Source organism: Pseudomonas sp. B22(2017) (assembly GCF_002113105.1).
Taxonomy (GTDB): domain Bacteria; phylum Pseudomonadota; class Gammaproteobacteria; order Pseudomonadales; family Pseudomonadaceae; genus Aquipseudomonas; species Aquipseudomonas asiatica.
The window spans coordinates 564,068-582,466 of the sequence record NZ_NEJN01000001.1 but is presented as its reverse complement, the minus strand read 5'-3'; the positions used below and the strand labels follow the sequence as shown (position 1 = coordinate 582,466).

Annotated in this window: 15 protein-coding genes; 12 read left to right on the top strand and 3 right to left on the bottom strand. The window is 63.2% G+C overall.

The annotated features are described in order from the left end of the window. Positions 1 to 1,563: a Wzz/FepE/Etk N-terminal domain-containing protein gene (locus CAG18_RS02950; RefSeq protein ID WP_043935638.1), complete on the top strand. Its 1,563-nt coding sequence runs from the start codon at positions 1 to 3 to the stop codon at positions 1,561 to 1,563. A gap of 10 nt (positions 1,564 to 1,573) precedes the next feature. Next, positions 1,574 to 2,380 (top strand): CpsD/CapB family tyrosine-protein kinase, encoded by an 807-nt coding sequence (locus tag CAG18_RS02945; RefSeq protein ID WP_061304483.1) that lies wholly within the window; start codon positions 1,574 to 1,576, stop codon positions 2,378 to 2,380. A 191-nt stretch (positions 2,381 to 2,571) separates the two neighbouring features. On the opposite strand, the gene galE is transcribed toward CAG18_RS02945, so the two are convergent. The 3 genes from galE to CAG18_RS02925 form a co-directional block, all read right to left on the bottom strand. Next, positions 2,572 to 3,549 (bottom strand): UDP-glucose 4-epimerase GalE, encoded by a 978-nt coding sequence (gene galE, locus CAG18_RS02935; protein WP_085720276.1) that lies wholly within the window; start codon positions 3,547 to 3,549, stop codon positions 2,572 to 2,574. Between the two features lie 79 nt (positions 3,550 to 3,628). Beyond that, positions 3,629 to 6,244 carry a cellulase family glycosylhydrolase gene (locus tag CAG18_RS02930; protein ID WP_085720274.1) on the bottom strand — a complete coding sequence of 872 codons (2,616 nt, stop codon included), beginning with the start codon at positions 6,242 to 6,244 and terminating at the stop codon, positions 3,629 to 3,631. Positions 6,245 to 6,249: 5 nt separating this feature from the next. Then, positions 6,250 to 7,776 carry an O-antigen ligase gene (locus CAG18_RS02925; RefSeq protein ID WP_085720272.1) on the bottom strand — a complete coding sequence of 509 codons (1,527 nt, stop codon included), beginning with the start codon at positions 7,774 to 7,776 and terminating at the stop codon, positions 6,250 to 6,252. Between the two features lie 96 nt (positions 7,777 to 7,872). Between CAG18_RS02925 and CAG18_RS02920 the strand changes: the two genes are divergently transcribed. From CAG18_RS02920 to CAG18_RS02870, 10 genes are all read left to right on the top strand, one after another. Further along, positions 7,873 to 9,249 carry an oligosaccharide flippase family protein gene (locus CAG18_RS02920; protein WP_085720270.1) on the top strand — a complete coding sequence of 459 codons (1,377 nt, stop codon included), beginning with the start codon at positions 7,873 to 7,875 and terminating at the stop codon, positions 9,247 to 9,249. Between the two features lie 236 nt (positions 9,250 to 9,485). Then, positions 9,486 to 10,952 (top strand): FAD-dependent oxidoreductase, encoded by a 1,467-nt coding sequence (locus CAG18_RS02910; protein ID WP_085720266.1) that lies wholly within the window; start codon positions 9,486 to 9,488, stop codon positions 10,950 to 10,952. Between the two features lie 105 nt (positions 10,953 to 11,057). After that, complete coding sequence (locus CAG18_RS02905) at positions 11,058 to 11,675, top strand: acyltransferase (RefSeq protein ID WP_024087161.1); 618 nt, start codon at positions 11,058 to 11,060, stop codon at positions 11,673 to 11,675. Then, positions 11,668 to 12,624, top strand: a complete 957-nt coding sequence (locus tag CAG18_RS02900) for a glycosyltransferase family 2 protein (RefSeq protein ID WP_085720264.1) — start codon at positions 11,668 to 11,670, stop codon at positions 12,622 to 12,624. The genes CAG18_RS02905 and CAG18_RS02900 overlap by 8 nt, the downstream gene beginning before the upstream one ends. Before the next feature lie 8 nt (positions 12,625 to 12,632). Beyond that, positions 12,633 to 13,157: a serine O-acetyltransferase gene (locus tag CAG18_RS02895; RefSeq protein ID WP_013972705.1), complete on the top strand. Its 525-nt coding sequence runs from the start codon at positions 12,633 to 12,635 to the stop codon at positions 13,155 to 13,157. Between the two features lie 5 nt (positions 13,158 to 13,162). Continuing rightward, on the top strand, positions 13,163 to 14,140 hold the full coding sequence (locus CAG18_RS02890) for a glycosyltransferase family 2 protein (protein ID WP_085720261.1): 978 nt from the start codon (positions 13,163 to 13,165) through the stop codon (positions 14,138 to 14,140). A 9-nt stretch (positions 14,141 to 14,149) separates the two neighbouring features. Beyond that, positions 14,150 to 15,154 carry a VirK/YbjX family protein gene (locus CAG18_RS02885; RefSeq protein WP_085720259.1) on the top strand — a complete coding sequence of 335 codons (1,005 nt, stop codon included), beginning with the start codon at positions 14,150 to 14,152 and terminating at the stop codon, positions 15,152 to 15,154. Between the two features lie 60 nt (positions 15,155 to 15,214). Further along, positions 15,215 to 16,417 (top strand): glycosyltransferase, encoded by a 1,203-nt coding sequence (locus CAG18_RS02880; protein ID WP_085720257.1) that lies wholly within the window; start codon positions 15,215 to 15,217, stop codon positions 16,415 to 16,417. Beyond that, complete coding sequence (locus CAG18_RS02875; protein ID WP_061551829.1) at positions 16,414 to 17,601, top strand: glycosyltransferase family 2 protein; 1,188 nt, start codon at positions 16,414 to 16,416, stop codon at positions 17,599 to 17,601. Before CAG18_RS02880 ends, CAG18_RS02875 begins: the two co-directional genes overlap by 4 nt. Then, positions 17,601 to 18,377, top strand: a complete 777-nt coding sequence (locus CAG18_RS02870) for a WecB/TagA/CpsF family glycosyltransferase (protein WP_085720254.1) — start codon at positions 17,601 to 17,603, stop codon at positions 18,375 to 18,377. The genes CAG18_RS02875 and CAG18_RS02870 overlap by 1 nt, the downstream gene beginning before the upstream one ends. Positions 18,378 to 18,399: the final 22 nt, after the last annotated feature.

Sequence of the window (18,399 nt, the reverse complement as noted above, 5' to 3'; positions counted from 1 at the left end):
ATGAAGTCTGACTACGAGCTCTCCCTCAGAGATTACATTGCCATAATCAAGGACAGGGCCCTGTTATTGGGGGTGAGCATCGTAGTCATCCTGGCCGCGACCGTCGCAGTCGCGGTGATGGTGCCGCCGATCTACCAATCGACCGGCACCATCCTGGTGGAGTCGCAGCAGATTTCCCCTGAGCTGGTGTCGACCAACAACACCAGCTTTGCCGATGAACGCATCGAAGTGATTCGCCAGCGGGTGATGACCCGCGAGAACCTGCTGCGCATCATCGACAAGTACAACCTGTTTCCCGACAAGCGTTTCAGCGATAGCGACAAGATCGACCACATGCGCAGCGCCATCGTCGTCGAAACCCTTACCACATACGTGCGCGGGCGGGGTGAAGCGACCGTGGCGTTCAATGTGTCCTTCGAGCACAAGCAGCCCGAGGTGGCCAAGGAAGTCGCCGACGAGTTGGTGACGCTGTTCCTCAACGAGAACCTCAAGCAGCGTACCGAGCGGGCCAACGAAACCACCGAGTTCCTCACCCAGGAGGCGAACAAGCTGGGTGCCGAGCTGGCCAACCTGGAAAACCAGCTGGCGGATTTCAAGCAGGCCCACGCCAACGCCTTGCCCGAGCACCAGACCTTGCGCATGAACATGCTGTCACGGTCGGAGCTGGAGTTCCGCGAGGTCGACCGTGATTACAAGGCCGCCCAGGAAGAACTGCGTTACCTTGAGCTGGAACTGTCCGCGGCCAATGCCGGGCTGGCAACCAAGGCCGGCGAAGGCCCCAGGGCGGCCGGTGCCGAGCAGCCCCAGGACCTGCCCAGCCTGAAGGCCGAATATGCCCGGCTGCTGAGCCGCTACAAGGAAGCCCACCCCGATGTGGTGGCGGTCAAGCGCAGGATCCAGGCGCTCGAAGCCAGTGGCAATCGCACGGCGGCGGCCTCCACGGTCGGCCTCGATGTCGCCCGCGTGCGCGCCAAGATGAGCGCGGCACAGGAACGCATTGCTTCGCTGGCCGAGCAGAAGCGCGAGTTGACCCGCAAGATGGAAGGCTACGAGGCCGAGATCCTCGAGGCGCCGCAGGTCGAGCGTGGCCTGGTGACCTTGATGCGTGACCACGACAACGCGCGCAAGAAGTACGAGGAAATCCGCGCCAAGGAAATGGGCGCGAAGATTACCGAAAGCCTGGAGCAGGAAAACAAGGCCGAGCGCTTTGTACTGCTTGAGCCACCACTGATGCCCGAGAAACCGATCAAGCCCAACCGCAAGAAGATCGCTGCGCTGGGCCTGGTGCTGGCACCGGCAGGTGGCGGTGCGCTGGTGATGCTGCTGGAGATGTTCAACCAGCGCATTCGCGGCGTCGGTGCACTGGAGAACCTGCTGGGCAGGCGGGTGCTGGTGGCGCTGCCATACATCGATACCAAGGCCGATGTGGCCAGGCGCAAGCGTTGGCGCAACTGGCTGATCGTGGCGGCACTGGCGCTGGCGGCTATCATGGTAGTGCTGGTGCACGTGTTCTACATGCCACTGGATGTGCTGTTGTTCAAAGTCATGTCTCGGTTTGCATAGGGAAGCAGTGATGGACAGGACCAAGCCGGCTGTTGGCAATAATCTTCACCAGGTTACCCCGGGTACCCCGCAGGCCTTGTCACCCGCCCCTGGTACGGGACTTGCGGAAGTGCCTGGCCAGTTCGATTACGTGAACACCAAGGTGGTGCCGCTGCGCGCGGAGCACCTGGAGCGTCACCGTATCGTCGCCTACAACAAGAACTCCAACATGAACGGGCCGATCGACCTGCTGCGCACGCAAGTGCTCAGGACCATGGACGAGAATGGCTGGCGAACCCTGGCCATCACCTCGCCAACCCCTGAAGCGGGCAAGACGGTGCTGGCGATCAACCTGGCCATGAGCATCGCCCACCACACCACCAAGACCGCTTTGCTGGTGGACTTCGACCTGCGTCGACCCAAGGTTGGCAGCAGCCTGGGCCTGCCCATGGACCAGGCGTTGAACGAGTTTCTGACGGACAAGGCCGAGTTGCAGGACTGCCTGGTCAATCCGACCTTGCCTCGGTTCGTGGTGCTGCCCACGCGGGTGCCGGTGCCGTTGTCCACCGAAATGCTGTCGTCGCCCAAAGTGAGCAACCTGATCAGCGAACTACGCAACCGCTACGAGTCGCGCATCTGCATTTTCGATTTGCCGCCATTGCTCAGTTCTGACGATGCGATCACCGTGATACCCAAGTTCGACTGTGTGCTGCTGGTGGTGGCCAACGGTATGAACAACAGGAAGGAGATCGAGGATTGCCTGCATCACCTGGCAAGGGTGAACCTGGTGGGAACGGTATTGAACAAAGCTGACGAGCAGCCTCGAACCTATTATTGAGTCTCGGTATTGTTGGGCTGCTTCGCAGCCCATCGCGACACAAGGCCGCTCCTACAGGTACAGCGCATTCCTTCAGCTGGTGGGGTCTCTGTGGGAGCGGGCATGCCCGCGAAGCAGGCGACGCGGTGGATGGCACCGGCTGCGCCGGTGTTCGCGGGCGCGCCCGCTCCCACAGGTATGGCGCACTCTTTTCAGCTTGTGGGGTAGCGAGCCCAGGGGTACTGCAACTCCCACTGCCACGCATGCCGCACAATCGACTCCAGCGTGGCAAACTCCGGCCGCCAGCCCAGCATGTGCATGGCCTTGCCAGCATCCGCCACCAACCGGGGCGGGTCGCCGGGGCGGCGGGGGGCGTCGAGGGTGCGGATCTGCCGGCCAGTCACCGTCCGGGCCGTATCGATCACCTGCTGCACCGAAAAGCCCAGCCCGTTGCCCAGGTTGAACGCGGTTCGCTCGCCACCCGCCAGCAGGTAATCCACCGCCAGTGCATGAGCCGCCGCCAGGTCGGCCACATGCACATAGTCGCGTATGCAGGTGCCATCCGGCGTGTCGTAGTCGCGGCCAAACACCGTTACTGCATCACGCCGGCCCGAAGCGGCCTGCAGGATCAGCGGGATCAGGTGGGTTTCCGGGTCATGACGCTCTCCCAGCTGGCCCTCCGGGTCTGCGCCCGCTGCGTTGAAGTAACGCAGGCATACCGACTTCAAGCCATAGGCCCGGTCGAAGTCCTCGAGAATCTGCTCGACCATCCATTTGCTCAACCCATACGGGTTGATCGGCCCCTTGGCATGTGCTTCGTCGATCGGCACGTACTGCGGGTTGCCGTAGACGGCTGCGCTGGAAGAAAACACCAGGTGCCTGATACCGGCATTCACCATGGCCTGCAGGAGGGAAAGGGTGGCCGCGACATTGTTCTGGTAGTACTTGCCGGGCACGCTGACCGACTCGCCCACCTGGATGAACGAGGCAAAGTGGAACACGGCATCGAAGCGGCAAACACCGAACAGCACATCCAGGGCGGGTTCGTCGGCGATGTCCAGTTTCGCCCACTGGACGCCGGGGCCGGGCGAGACGAGGTCCGCCACCACCACCTCATGGCCCGTACCGAGCAGGTGTTTGACCATGTGCGAGCCAATGTAGCCTGCGCCACCGACAACCAGAAACTTCATCCATGCCTCCTGGACTCTGCTGTTGTACAGCTGCGCTTTTCAGCTACAGGACTGTTGTGAGGGTAGATGGCCATATGCCCTATTTCAAGAACAGCCAGTTGGACATGTACTTGCCGTCGAACGTGATGCTGTAGCGTCCATCCTGGTAAGCCATCGGCAAGGGTTTCAACTGGGCCTGTGCATCCCGGGCGAACAGCTTCAGGCCAGCAGGCGCCTTGATGCTCAAGGTGCCGGCAAGCGGCTCTACGTTGAACGGTGTCTTGTCATCGGCCTTGGGCACGGCCCGGGTACCCAGCGACAGCAGCAGTTCGCGCGACTGGCCCAGGGGGTTGCCGTCCAGGCTTTGCACCACGACGCTGGCGTACGGCGTTCGTGCTTGCACCTGGATGGCGCCCATGCTGATCAAGCGACCTCCCAGCCATCCGGTGGCGGCCTGGGTCAGCGGTGTATCGATGGTATAGATGCCCTGTTGCCAGTTGCGCTTGAGTTCGCCCGTATCGCTGACCGCTTCCGTGGCGTCGGCCGGTAGCAAGGACTGCTCCGGATCCTGCAGTACCTGCGCACCGGCAGGGATGGCGGCGGGTTTCAGCCAGGGCAACTCCGGCGTCTGTGGCAGGGCGATCTGCAGTTGGCCCTTTTCCATGGCCGTGCGCAGCAGTGGCGAGTTGCGCGGAGTGATCTCCTGGTTGTACAGAGTGGCGGGCGTCGGCGCGAACACGTATCGGGTAGTGGCCGGCTTCACATCCGCACGGCGATAGAGCAGGGCGGCAGCGGGCAGGGTGGCGATCATCGCCGGGTCGTTGTACGCGTGCCAGTTATCCGCCGTGCGCCAGCCAGGGTTGAAGGCCTGCTGGCTGTAAGCGTACTGCATCATGGCGTCCCAGCCCTGGTGGGCAGCGGTGCCGGCCACGTACAGCGGCAGCGAGTGGCGGTCGGGCAGCGGGAAGGGTTCGGCGTTCCACTCGGTGACGGTCAGCGGCTTGCCGACTACCTGGGCGGCAGCGAGCCAGTCGATCACGCCGTCGCTGGTCAACGGGTTCTTCTCCAATTGGCCATTGGCACCGTAGCCATGGGCATCGATGACATCGCCTGTGGTCAGTGCCGGCAGCGCGCTCAGGCCATTGCCGCCCCAGGTACTGGTGGTGGCGATCGGCACTTTCACGCCGAGGCCGCGCAGGTGAGTGATCATGTCGGTGTTGAAGCGCTGTTCCAGGTCGTTGAGAAACAGCTTCGAAGGGCCATGCTCCCAGGCGCGCCAGGTGAGGTCGGTGGGCAGGTCATATTGTTTGGCGAAGGCTTTTGCCGCTTCCATGTAGCGCTCGCTATGGCGCGGCACGTCCTTGTTCGGCATCAGGGCGTTACCGTAATGCTGGGTGAGGTCGTTCTCATTGGTGAGCAGCACGGCAGCGATGGCGGGGTCGTCCTTGTAAGCCAGGCCGGTGTATTCATTCACATGAGTCAGGTACTGCTCGGCAAAGCGTTTCATCGCCTGTTGGATGCTTCGGTTCACATAGGCGTAACCCTTCAGGTCGACCTGGCTCTCACCCTTGGCCAGTTCCTTGAAGTCATCGATATTGTCATTGGCAGTAAGCGCCCGCTGCACGTGCAGGTCCAGCCAGATATAGATGCCCTCGTCCTTGAGCGCCTTGATCCACAAATCGAGCTTGCGCAGCGATTCGGCACTGAGCTGCTGGGTATCGCGCACCAGGGTGCCGTCGCCGAACACGTTCGGGCTGACCCAGGGCGAGTCGTGGTGATGCAAACGCACCAGGTTGAACCCCAGTGCCGACAGGCGCTTGGCCTGTTGGCGGATTTCTTCGTCGGGGCTCTTGAACAGCGAATAGGCGGACAGGTTGGTGCCCCAGAAGCGCACTGGGGTGTTGTTTTCGAACATCAGCTGCTCGCCGACGGCCTTGACGAAGCCATGCTTGCCGGCAGGCTTTTCCGGGGCGTTGAGGAATGACAGGTCCACGGGCGAGGTGCGCCAGTCCAGTTGGTCGTCGGGCCAACCGGCGGGGTCGGCCAGGCCGAAGCGTTCGCTGGGCGTGGGACCCAGGTCGATGTCGCCGGTGATGTTCAGCACCGCCTTGATCTGCTGCCGACCAGCGTTGATCGGGTCGCTGTAAATGAACGCACGCAGTTCGGACGGGTTGCCGCGCTCGAAATACACCTTGGCCAGCGGCGGGTCGAAGCGCATTTCGATGCGTCGGCCCTGGTCAGCCTTGCCCCATGACCAGCCACGGTTGCCGGGCAGCAGCTGCGGTGCACCCATGCCCCCGGCAATTTGCCCAGGGTCGAACTCGAACACCATGCCACCGCCCATTACTCCGGCCTGGCGGCTGTGGGCCTCGAGGTCGAAGGCCCAGCCCAGGGTTTGCGCCTGCTCCTTGCGGATATCCGCCGCCAGATCGAAGTCCAGTTCCTTGTTCTTGCCCAGCAGCGTGTAGTGGCCGGGGCCAACTACCTTGAACGTGGTGGAAAAACCGGTCCAGCTCCAGTTGGCCGCCCAGAAGTCGAACTTGGCTTTCATCACTGGCCCACCACCGCGGGTCACCAAGGGCAGGCCGTTCTGTTCATCGACACTGACTTGCCACGCTGAGGCCCAGCCGGTGAGCGGCAGTGAGGTCAGGCCGGCGATGGCCGAAACCCGCAGCAGGGTTTGAAAACCCCAGCGGCGCAGGGGGAGCAGGTTCATAGGCGTCACCTGGGTTGAAGGGCGGGGTCGGCCAGCGCGATGGCCTGGCTGTTGTGCAGCTTGCGAACCATCTGGACATAGGCCACGCACAGTCCGGCGACAGTCCAGTACACCACCGGGATGAAGGTGATGCTGCTGACGGTGAAGATGATCACCAGGATGCCGATCAGTGTCGCCAGCAATGCCCGGCCGAGCTGGCGTCGCTCGTCGTCCTTGTCGGGGAAACTGCGCATGGCCTTGCGGATACCGTGCAGTACGGCAGCGAAGAACGCCACGAACAGGCCCAGCCCGACCAGCCCGACCCGCAGTGCCAGGTTTATATAGGTGTTGACGATGTCGATGATGCCGTCACCCTGGATCATCGATTGCATTTCCGGGGTGTTGCGGAAGTCGAACGAGCCGAACAACGGGTTGCGCTGGATGACGATCCACGAGTTGTCCATCAGCCGTTCGCGGTAAGTGATGTTCTCTTTCTCGAGGTTGCCGATGAACGGCAGCATGTCCAGTACCTTGTCGCCACCGGGCACGATGGTCAGCAAGGGCAGGGCCAGCATGCCGGCCGCAGCGAGCAGCGCCAGGCGCCTGACTGCACCTTTGCCCAGGGCGATGAACACCACCACGATGACCACGGCACCGATCCACGGGCCGCGGGACAGTGGCGCGAACAGCCCTGCGGCCAGCAGCAGCGCGCCCAGGGCCCGTTGCAGGGGGCGGCGCACGTAACCCTGGACGAACAGGAACAGGCCGATGGCCACGCTCATCACATAGCCCAGGGCAATCGCCTGCCCGGTGGTGACGCTGGCGCGCAGCGAACCGCCACGGCTCAGGTAGCCGGACATGCTCCACGGCACGCCCATGGCGTCGACCAGGGCACTGTACAGCAGCCAGTGGCGCACGTACTCGGCCACGCCAATCAGGGCCAGAACGAATGAGGCAAGCACGAAGGCCAGCAGGGTGTCCTTGAAGTCGCTGATCTGGCGCAGGCCACGGCTGGCCACGTAATACGGCAGTAACACGTCGACAAACAGGTACAGCGTCTGGCGCAGGGTGTCGGTCAGGGTGGTCTCGCGCAGGTACAGCACGCTCATCAGCAGCAGGCCGGCCGCCAACAACCTGTCGGGCCAGGTGCGGCCGAAGCGCAGGGTGTCGCCTTGCCGGCGCAGGGCCAGCGCCGCCGGCAACAGCACGCACAGGGCCAGCAGGCGGATATGGTTGAGGTCGACCAGGTAATTGACCACGCCAAACCCGGGCACCTGCACCGAAGCCGGCGGGATCAGGAACAGCAGCATGTAGAACAGCGCCATGGGGTTGTGTTCGCGGCGCCCGGCGATGTACAGGATGACGGCGCCAGCACCCAGGTACAGCCAGAAGCTGTGCGAGAAGAAGGCCAGCAGGGTAAGCAGGAACCACAGGTTGCGTCGGCGCTTGAAGTCGCTCAGCGGAATCAGGTCGGTGGCAGGCCGCCGCGCCAGCAGGAAGACCACGCTCGCCAGAAAAAGGATGACGATCAACGCACGAAAATGTTCAGGCATTGGCTATGTGCACCTTTGCATCGTTGGGCAACGGCTAGCGTCGTGGCTGATTGAAACTATAGTGACCTTTTAGCCAGTCAGTCAGAGATTGCTCTCATGCCGTCGATTGATGTGTCTGCCACCGCGAGCCTGCGCAAGCGGGCCCTGAGGGCCGGGTCATGGAACCTGGTTGCACAAGTGGCGTCACAGGTGATGCGCCTTGGCGGCAACCTGATCATGGCCCGCTTGCTGCTGCCGGAAATGTTCGGGGTGATGGTCATCGCCACCACCGTTTCGGTACTCCTGCATCTACTGTCCGATGTCGGCCTGCGGCAGAACATCATCCAGAGCCATCGCGGTGACGACCCGGATTTTCTCAATACTGCATGGACCGTGCAGATCATCCGCGGCTTCGTGCTGTTCGCCCTGACCTTGCTGCTGGCCTTGGGGGCCTGGTTCGCCCAGCTCGCCGAGCTGTGGCCGGCGGACTCCACCTATGCCGCACCGGTGTTGCCGATGGTGCTGGCGGCAACCGGGCTGTCGGCGGTGATCTGGGGCTTCCAGTCCACCAAGATAGATGTCGCGGTACGGACTTTCCAACAGAAGCGCGTGGTGCTGGTGGACCTGGCCTCGCAGGCGGCCGGCCTGGTGGTGATGCTGGTGCTGGGCTACCTGACCCATTCAGTGTGGGCACTGGTGATCGCCGGCCTGGTGTCTGCCGTGGCCTGGACCCTGCTCGGTCACACCGCCCTGGAGGGGCATGACAACCGCCTGCAGTGGGACCGCAGCGCGCTGACTGAACTGATCGTGTTCGGCCGCTGGATCCTGTTGTCGTCGATGGTCGGCGTGCTGGCCATGTACGGTGACCGCATGTGGTTTGGTGCCAGCATGACAGCGGCACAACTGGGTGTGTATTCGATTGCCGTGTTGATCCTGGGGGCCGTGCAGACCGCGCTGATGAAGGTTTTCGGCGCGGTGGCGCTGCCCGCCTTCAGCGAAGCGGCACGGGCCGATGACAAGGAGCGCCTCAAGGCGCTGTATTACCGCTTCCGCCTGCTGGTCGACCTGCTGGTGCTGTTCATCTGTGGCGGTTTCCTGACCGCCAGCCCGTTGCTGATCGGTTGGCTGTACGACGATCGCTACCGTGAAGCTGGCCCGATGATGGCCATTCTTTCGCTGTCCTTCCTCACATTGCGCTATACCTTGGCTCATCAGGTGTGGATTGCCCTGGGCCTGACCAGGTACCAGGCCATGGATAACATCATCCGCCTGGTCTCGTTGTGGGGGGGGCTGCCACTGTTGCTGGCGATCGGTGGCGTTGACTGGGCGATCTGGGGGGTTGCCCTGCATACCGTGCCAACCCTTGTGTTGATCGTGTACGTGAATCGCAAGCTGGATATGTTCAGCCTGAGGCGTGAGCTGGTGGTACTGCCGATGCTACTGGTCGGGGCGCTTTGCGGGGCGCTGCTGACAGCCTTTTTCAACTGGGTGTAATTCGGCTTGTCGGGTGAAACTTTCTAAGATGCAGGTCATTTGATCATGGGGAAGCTTACGTTTTGTACTGCGCAATTGGGTCGTAGGGGGTTTCTCCAGAGTTGTGTCTTGCTGGGTGTAGGTGGTGTGGTGTTCGCTGCTACGCCAGCCATCACCAGCCAACCTGCTGGCAGGCCTGGGTTCGTGGTGATCAACGGCTGGGTACTACCGTCCCGTTACTTCCGGAACGAGCACGCATGATCAGGGACTATCAGCAGCAGAAGGCGCTGCGCGACAGTTACGATGTCTGCATCATCGGCGCCGGCCCGGCCGGTATCACCCTGGGCCTGCGCCTGGCCGCCGCCGGCTGGAGCGTCCTGCTTGCCGAAGGTGGCGGGCGCGAGTACTCGGCGAACTCGCAAGCCTTGTACGCCTGTGCATCCACTGGCCTGGAGCTGTATGCCGGGGAAGCTCGCCTGCGTTACCTGGGCGGCACATCCAACCATTGGGCCGGCCGTTGCCGGCCGTTCAGCCCCTCGGACTTCGCAGTTCCCCCCATTGGCGACTTGCCTGGCTGGCCCATTCCTTATTCGGAGATCGCAGGCTACCTGCCTGCTGCCATGGATATCGTCGACCTGCCGCCAGGGGCGGACTTTCACGCGTTGAATGATGGCCTCGACGGCGGTGACTTCGAACCGGACCGCTTTCTGCTCAGCCCGCCAACGCGCTTTGCGCAGAAGTACGCCACGGCCCTGGAGCAGACCCAGGGCCTGGACGTATTCATCAACTGCAATTGCGTGAACCTGGAGTTCGACCAGGCCTCCGGTCACCTGGCTGCAGTCGTGCTTTCCGATTACGAGTGCAATCGCCAGCGCCTGGTTGCAAGAAACTTCGTACTCGCTACAGGTGCCATCGAGAATGCCCGGCAACTGCTCAACAGCGAGTCGTTGGCGGCGGCGGGGATAGTGAGCAAGGACGGGCTGGTCGGTGGGTGTTTCATGGAGCATCTGAACATTGACCTGGGCACCTTCATCCTCAACTCGGGGCTGGCCCCTGATCCGCGCGAGTACTACACCACCGATGCCTTCGTTGAGGAGTACAAGGCAGGCAAGGGCAACGTCAGGGCCGCCTTGCTGGCTGATGTGCAAACCTATGGTCGTACTGCCGAGGTGAAGCATTTTCTGGAGAACCTGGTCTGCGACATGGGAGTAGCCAGCAAGATCGCCTTCGTGGCCAAGTTCAACTGCCCCGGTGATGGCGTCATCAGCACCATGATCGAGCAGTTTCCCAACCTGCACAGCCGTATTTCGCTGCTGGAGGAGAAGGACGCCCTGGGCGTGGCCAAGGTCAATGTCAACTGGGCCCTGACCGCTGATGACCGGCACACCATCAAGTGCATCGGAAGCGAGCTGGCCAAGCAGTGGGCTGCCATGGACCTGGGCTACATCAAGCTCAATGACTTCGTTTACGACACCTCGATACCGCTGAAGTTGTCGCCACATGCCCATCACATGGGTACCACGCGCATGGCGTCTTCGGCGCAGTTTGGTGTTGTCGATACCAACTGCAAGGTGTTCGGTACCGAAAATCTTTATGTCGCCGGCAGCAGCATCTTTGCCACGGGCGGCGCTTGCAATCCGACCATGCCGCTGCTGCAGTTTGCGGTACGCCTGGCCGACCACCTCGATGCCAGGCTGAGCGCGGCCAGCGACGCCGTGGGGTGATGCATGTTGTAAACGGGTTGAGTGCGCGACGGTCAGCACCCACAAGAACGAGACCGGATGCGCCTCAGGGACAGTCCAGATGGCTTTGATTGCGAGGCTGGCAGAATGAAGGGATGGATACGCAAGGCAGTGGCGCACTATGTCCATGCAACGGGGCGAGGAAGCTCCTTCTACAGGAGGTTCTGCAAGCCGTCAGGGCTTGAGTGGGGGGCATACCTTGCCCGCTGGGGCAACTTCCACTCGGTAGGCAGCAACTTTTATGTCAATACAGGCTGCAAGTTCCTCGACCCTTCGCTGGTTCGCATCGGCAACAGTGTGGGGCTGTCCGACTGCACCCTGATCGGTCATGACGGGGTGGTATTGCTGATCGAACATCGCTTCGGCAAGCACCTGGATTCGGTCGGTTTCATCGACATCAAGGACAACTGCTTCATCGGCCACGGTGCAATCGTCATGCCTCGCGTCACCATCGGGCCTGAGTCGATCGTGGCCGCCGGTGCCGTGGTGACCAAGGATGTGCCGCCGGGCACGGTGTTCGGTGGCAACCCTGCAGAGTTCATATGCACCACCGAGGCGTTGATCAAGCGGGTTGAGGCACGTTGCGAAGCCTACCCATGGATCGACCTGGTCAAGCAGCGCAATGGTGCCTACGACCCGCAACTGGAGCCGCAGCTGATGGCGCAAAGGCGCCAGTATTTCTTCGGGGACGGCAACAATGGCTAGCAAACCTGTGGACGTCATGGTGGTCAACTTCAACACGGCCGGGCTGCTGCAGCCGATGTTCGATGCACTGCGTCGGGCCGACAGCGAACGGCTGGCCAGCTACCTGGTGGTGGACAATGCCTCCGCCGATGACTCGCTGCAGCGCATGGCCGAGGTATGCCCGCAGGCGCTGCTGCTGAGCAACAAGCAGAACGTGGGGTTCGGCCGGGCCAACAACCAGTTGCTGGCGCACCTGAAGGGCAAGTACGCCTTGCTGCTGAACACCGACGCCTTTGTCGCCACCGATTCACTGCAGAAAACCCTCGACTACATGGAAGCCCACCCGGAGTGCGGTGTGCTGGGGGTCCGCCTGGAGGGACGCGACGGCGCCCTGCAGCCCAGTTGCCGCTACTTCCCCACACCGTTCAACGTGTTCGTCGGGCGTACCGGGCTGGGGCGCTTCTTCCCGGGCTTGAAAATGGTCGACGAAATGGATTGGGACCACGCTTCGGTCCGCGAGTGCGACTGGCTGCCTGGCTGCTTCTACCTGGTGCGCCGCGAAGTGCTCGACCAGGTGGGCCTGTTCGACCCGCGCTACTTTCTTTATTACGAGGAGGTCGACCACTGCAAGCGGGTGAAGGCTGCAGGCTGGAAGGTGGTGTTCTACCCGCATACCACGGTGGTGCACATCGGAGGGGAAAGCTCCAGATCGGTGGCCGAACTGGAGGCGGCCAGCCGGCAGATCTCGTCATACCAGATCGAAAGCGAGCTGCTGTACTTCCGCAAGCATCATGGGCTGGCGGGCCTTGCCCTGCACATGCTGCTTGTCACCTTGGGCGACCTGGTACTGGCACTCAAGGCGCTGTTGAAACGACGCGGTCGGGGCGCAATACAGGCCTGCTGGCGTCACTGCCGGGCGACCTGGTCTCTGTTGTTCAAGACCCGGTACGCCAGCCAACCGACAAGGTAGGTGGAGCCATGTTCGAGAATATACGTGCCGACCTGCGTGCCCATGGTGGCGACTGGGGCGCCCAGGGCTTCTGGGTATTGCTGGTGTACCGCTTCGGCCGCTGGCGCTATGGGGTGCGCCCGGCACTGCTGCGAAAACTGTTTTCGCTCATCTACAAGGTCCTGTTCAAGTTCGTGCAGATCATCACGGGTGTGGAGCTGCCGTGCGAGGTGGTGATCGGCCGCAACTTCGTCATCGACCATTTTGGCGGCATCGTAGTCAGCGGCTATGCCCGGTTTGGCGATGACTGCCGCATCCGCAACGGGGTAGTGGTGGGCCTGAAGAACGTCGATGAGCCGATTGCACCAGTGTTCGGCAACAACGTCGATATCGGCACCGGGGCCAAGGTGCTGGGAAGCATCCGTATCGGCAACGACGTGATCATCGGTGCCAACGCCGTGGTGCTGGTGGATGTGCCGGACAATTCGCTGGCGGTGGGGGTGCCGGCCATCATCAAGGCCAGGCAACCGGCCGCCACGGCGCCCGTCGAGTGAGGCCCATGGCGAGCGGCATCGGTGTGGTGGTGATTGGCCGCAACGAAGGCCTGCGCCTGGAGCGTTGCCTGCGTTCGCTGCTACAGGGTACCGACAAGATCATGTACGTCGACTCCGGCTCTACCGATGGTTCACCGCACCTGGCCCGCAGCCTGGGGGTAGAGGTATTGGCGCTGGACATGGACACCCCGTTCACTGCCGCACGCGCGCGCAACGAAGGCTTTTTCGCCTTGCAACGGCGGTTGCCGTCGCTGCAACGGGTGCAGTTCGTCGATGGCGATTGCGAGGTGGATGGCGGCTGGCTGGCCGCGGCGCAGGCGTTTCTCGACGACCACCCCGACGTGGCCGTGGTGTGTGGCCGCCGACGCGAGCGCTTCCCCCAGCGGTCGGTGTACAACCTGTTGTGTGACCTGGAGTGGGACACCCCCATTGGCGAGGCCAAGGCGTGTGGTGGCGATGCCCTGATGCGAGCAGATGCCTTTGCCGCCGTCGGCGGCTTTCGCCCCGAGCTGATTGCCGGAGAGGAGCCCGAGCTGTGCGTGCGCCTGCGGGCAAAGGGCTGGAAAGTCTGGCGCCTGGACGCCGAGATGACCCTGCACGACGCCGGCATGACCCGTTTCAGCCAGTGGTGGCGGCGTAGCCTGCGCGCTGGCCACGCCTATGCCGAAGGGGCTTACCTGCATGGTCAGCCACCCGAGCGGCACTGGTTGCGCGAATCGCGCCGGGCTTGGCTGTGGGGTCTGGGCATCCCCGTGGCAATCGTGCTGGCCTGCCTGCTGCTGGGCGGCTGGGGCCTGCTGTTGCTGGTGGTCTACCCGCTGCAGGCCGTACGCCTGGCCCGCCGTGGTGGCAAGTCGGTGAGGGAGAACTGGCTACAGGCGGTGTTTCTGGTATTGGGCAAGTTCCCGGAAATGCTCGGGCAACTGAAGTTCCTGCGCCACCGCATCGCGGCCGGCAAGTCGACGTTGATCGAGTACAAGTGAGAGAGGCCCATGATGCTCGGTACGATCGTCAAAAGCGTGTTTACCTTGCAACCGGGCTACTCGTTGCGGGCGCTGAACAACAAGTACAGGTTGGCGCTGCAGATTGCCAGGCAATGGCCTGAACTGAATGCCTTCCTGCAGCGCATGACGGCGGCGTTGGGCCAGCAAGGCTTGCAGCGGCTAGGGGTGGACTGCATCGGTGTCGTGCAGTGGCCTTACCTCAGCAAATGCTGGGAAGCCCCGCAGCGCCTGGAGGTGGTGGCTTCGCACTTCGAAGTGCTGGCCGGGCAGTTTCCGGCGCTGTTGCTGCTGGGGCGGGACGAAAGCCTGACGTTGTGCGAGCTGTCCAGCCATTCGACGGGTTGTCGTCTGGTTTTGGACCGACCGATCTGGTTCAAGCGCGAAGGCGAGTTGGTATTGAACCTGTTCCAGAGCGACCTGCGCGTGGCATCCCTGGCATTCAGCCTGTGCCGCAGCCAGGGCGAACTGTGCCTGTTCATTGGTGCCGTGCAGGGCATCCACAAGGGTATCGACAGCGAAACCTCACTGGCCATCTACCGCGACCTGACCAAGGACTTCGAAGGGCTGCGCCCGCGCAGCCTGTTGCTCGAGGCATTGAAGTGCCTGGCCAGGACCCTGGACGTGGCGCACCTGTATGCCGTCAGTGATGCCTGCCGCCACCATCGGCACGCGTATTTTGGCAGCGACAAAGGCCACGACCTGGCGGCCAATTATGATGTGATCTGGCTGGAACACGGTGCTACTGCATCGAACCATGCTGACTTCTTCGCCCTTCCGCTGGCTACGGTACAGCGGGCGGAACAGGATATTCCGGCGAAGAAACGGGCAATGTACCGCCGCCGCCAGGTGCTGCTCGACGATGTTTTCGCCCGCTTGCAGGCCGTGTTGCCAGGCAGCGGTCACAACCTTGGACTACAAGGGGAACAGGGGGATGCATCTGACAAGGTGGCATCGGCGGGGCGCCGGCCGCCGGTTGTCGACAGCCTGAAGTAATCGCCAGCCCTGCCGCGGCAGGTCTGAATGTTCACTACGCGGGTCTTGATCTGGATTTCTATGCGCATTGCTTACTTCATAAACCAGTACCCGAAGGTCAGCCACAGTTTCATCCGCCGCGAGATCCTGGCGCTGGAGCGCCAGGGGGTAGAGGTGCAGCGTATTGCCCTGCGCGGGTGGGACGCCGAGTTGCAGGATGCCGACGACGCGAGCGAACGGGCCAAGACCCGCTATGTGCTGCAGCGTGGCATCAAGGGTTTGCTGGCACCGGCCTGGCAAGTGCTGCGGGCACAGCCGCGCCGGTTCTTCCGGGCGCTGCAGCTGGCCATGCGCGTTGGCTTGCGGGCCGACCGCGCCTGGCCCTACCACCTGGTCTACCTGGCCGAGGCCTGCCAGGTACTGCAATGGTTGCAGGCTGGCGAGGCAAGACATGTGCATGCACATTTCGGCACCAATTCCACCGAGGTGGTGATGCTGGCCAATGTGCTGGGCGGGCCGGCCTACAGCTTTACCGTGCACGGGCCGGAGGAGTTCGACAAGCCGCAGTTTCTGCACATGGGCGAGAAGGTGCGGCGTGCCGCATTTGTCGCGGCGGTCAGCTCGTACGGGCGCAGCCAGTTGTTTCGCTGGGTGGCACACGACCACTGGGCCAAGGTGAAGGTAGTGCATTGCGGCCTCGAGCGCAGTTTCCATGAGGTGGCGCCGGTTGGCGTGCCCACGGCGCCGCGCCTGGTGTGCGTCGGCCGCCTGTGCGAACAGAAAGGCCAGCTGCTGCTGCTCGAGGCCGCGCGAGTACTGGCCGCCCGGTCGATCGCCTTCGAACTGGTGCTGGCCGGCGACGGTGAAATGCGTGGCCAGGTCGAGGCGTTGATTGCACGGTATGGCTTGCAGCAGCAGGCGCGCATCACCGGCTGGATCAGCAGCGCACAGGTGCGCGAGGAAATCCTGGCGGCGCGTGCGCTGGTGCTGCCCAGCTTTGCCGAGGGTTTGCCGGTGGTGATCATGGAGGCGATGGCCTTGCGCAGGCCAGTGCTGACCACCTATGTGGCAGGCATTCCCGAGCTGGTGCGGCCTGGCGAAAACGGCTGGTTGTTCCCTGCCGGCGCCGTGGACGAGCTGGCAGCGGCCATGGCCGATTGCCTGGCACAACCTGTCGAAGTGCTGCAGCGCATGGGCGAGGCGGCACGCCAGCGTGTCCTGCAACGGCATGACATCGATACCGAGGCGGCCAGGCTGGCCAGCTATTTCAAGGCATCCGCATGATGAGTGTATTGGCTTGGCTACTGGGTATGCTGGCGGCCATCGTCCTGTTGCCGGTGCTGCTGCTGTTGGTGCAGGTGCTGATGGCCTGCCTGCCTGCACGCGCGCAGCCGATGGGCAACACCGCCCGTCCGCAGGTGGCAGTGCTGGTGCCAGCTCACGACGAGGCTTCGATAATTGGTGCCACGCTGGCGAGCATTGCCCCGCAGTTGCGGCCTGGCGACCGCTTGCTGGTGGTGGCGGACAACTGCACTGACGACACCGCGCAACTGGCGCGCGAGGCGGGTGCCGAAGTGGTGGAGCGCCACGATGCACGGTTGCGCGGCAAGGGCTACGCCTTGGACTTCGGCGTGCGCCACCTGGCCAACCAGCCGCCCGAGGTGGTGATCGTGGTGGATGCCGACTGCCAGGTGGGCGAGGGGGCGATCGAGCGCCTGGCGCGGCGCTACCGAGAAGTCGCTCGCCCGGTGCAGGCGCTGTACCTGATGTACGCACCGGCAGGGGCTGGGTTGACAGTGCAGGTTGCCGAGTTCGCCTGGCGTGTCAAGAACCTGGTGCGCCCGCGTGGTTGGGCGCGGCTGGGCCTGCCATGCCAGTTGATGGGCGCCGGCATGGCATTCGGCTGGCGTGACCTGGCCTTGATCGACCTGGCCAACGGGCACCTGGTGGAGGATGTGAAGCTGGGCCTGGACCTGTGCCAGCAGGGCAAGCCGCCAGTGTTCTGCCCCGAGGCCGTGGTCAGCAGCCGGTTCCCTGCCAGCCAGCAAGGCCTGGGCAGCCAGCGTACCCGCTGGGAACATGGGCACCTGAGCCTGATGCTGGCCGATGCGCCCAAGCGTGCGCTGGCGGCAATCACCCAGCGTAACGGCAGCTTGCTGGCCATGACCCTGGACCTGCTGGTGCCGCCGCTGGCGTTGCTGGTGCTGGCCTTGCTCGGCCTTAACCTGGTGGCCTGGCTGGCGTACCTGCTGTTCGGCCTGGCGGCACCTGCGTGGATCGCCCTTTGCGCGCTGGCATTGCTCGGCCTTGCTGTCGCAGTGGCCTGGGCGCGTTTCTGTCGCGAACTGATCCCGTTCTCCGTGCTGCTGTACGCGCCGTTCTACGCTGCAAGGAAGCTCCCCTTGTATCTGCGGTTCCTGATCAAGCGACAGGTTGAATGGGTACGTTCGAAACGGGATGAAGACTGATGGCTCAGTGGCAGGAACGCTGGAACACCCTTGTCGGCAAGCTCGAAGTGGTGCCGGATGCCACTGCCGCGCAGCGCCTGCTGGACAGGCTCAGCGCCCCGGAAGCCGCGACCATGCTGGGCTTCGTCAATGCCCATGCAATGAACCTGGTGGTTCGTGATGGCGCCTGCCACCAGGCATTGTCGGCGGCCGACGTACTGCTGCGCGACGGTTCCGGCCTGGCGATCCTGTATCGCCGGCTGGGGCTTGAGCCAGGGCTCAACATGAATGGCACCGACTTCATTCCTCGGCTTCTGGCTGCCTACCGTGGGCGGCGGGTTGCGTTCTGGGGCACCCGACAGCCTTACCTGGACCAGGCCGTGCAGCGCAGCACAGCCACGTTCGGGGTGGTGCCGGTGTCGGTCCACGATGGCTTTGCCAGCGTCGATACCTACCTGCAACTGGCCAGGGAGTTGCAACCTGAGCTGATCGTGCTGGGCATGGGAATGCCCAGGCAGGAGGTTGTGGCGGCAAGGCTGGCGGCCGCTGGGGGGCCGTGCCTGATCGTGTGCGGCGGCGCGATCCTGGATTTTCTCGGCGGCAAGGTCAACCGGGCGCCCGAGTGGTTGCGGCGGTTGGGTGGGGAATGGCTGTACCGGCTGTTGCGCGAGCCGAAGCGTTTGTTCATTCGCTATGTTGTGGGCAACCCGTTGTTCCTCGTGCGTACCCTGCTGTTCCGCCGCGACGGTGGGCGGCCAGGCACACCGTATGAGCGTCAGAATCCGCACGAACGGTGATTCCGGGCACGCTGATGGCGGA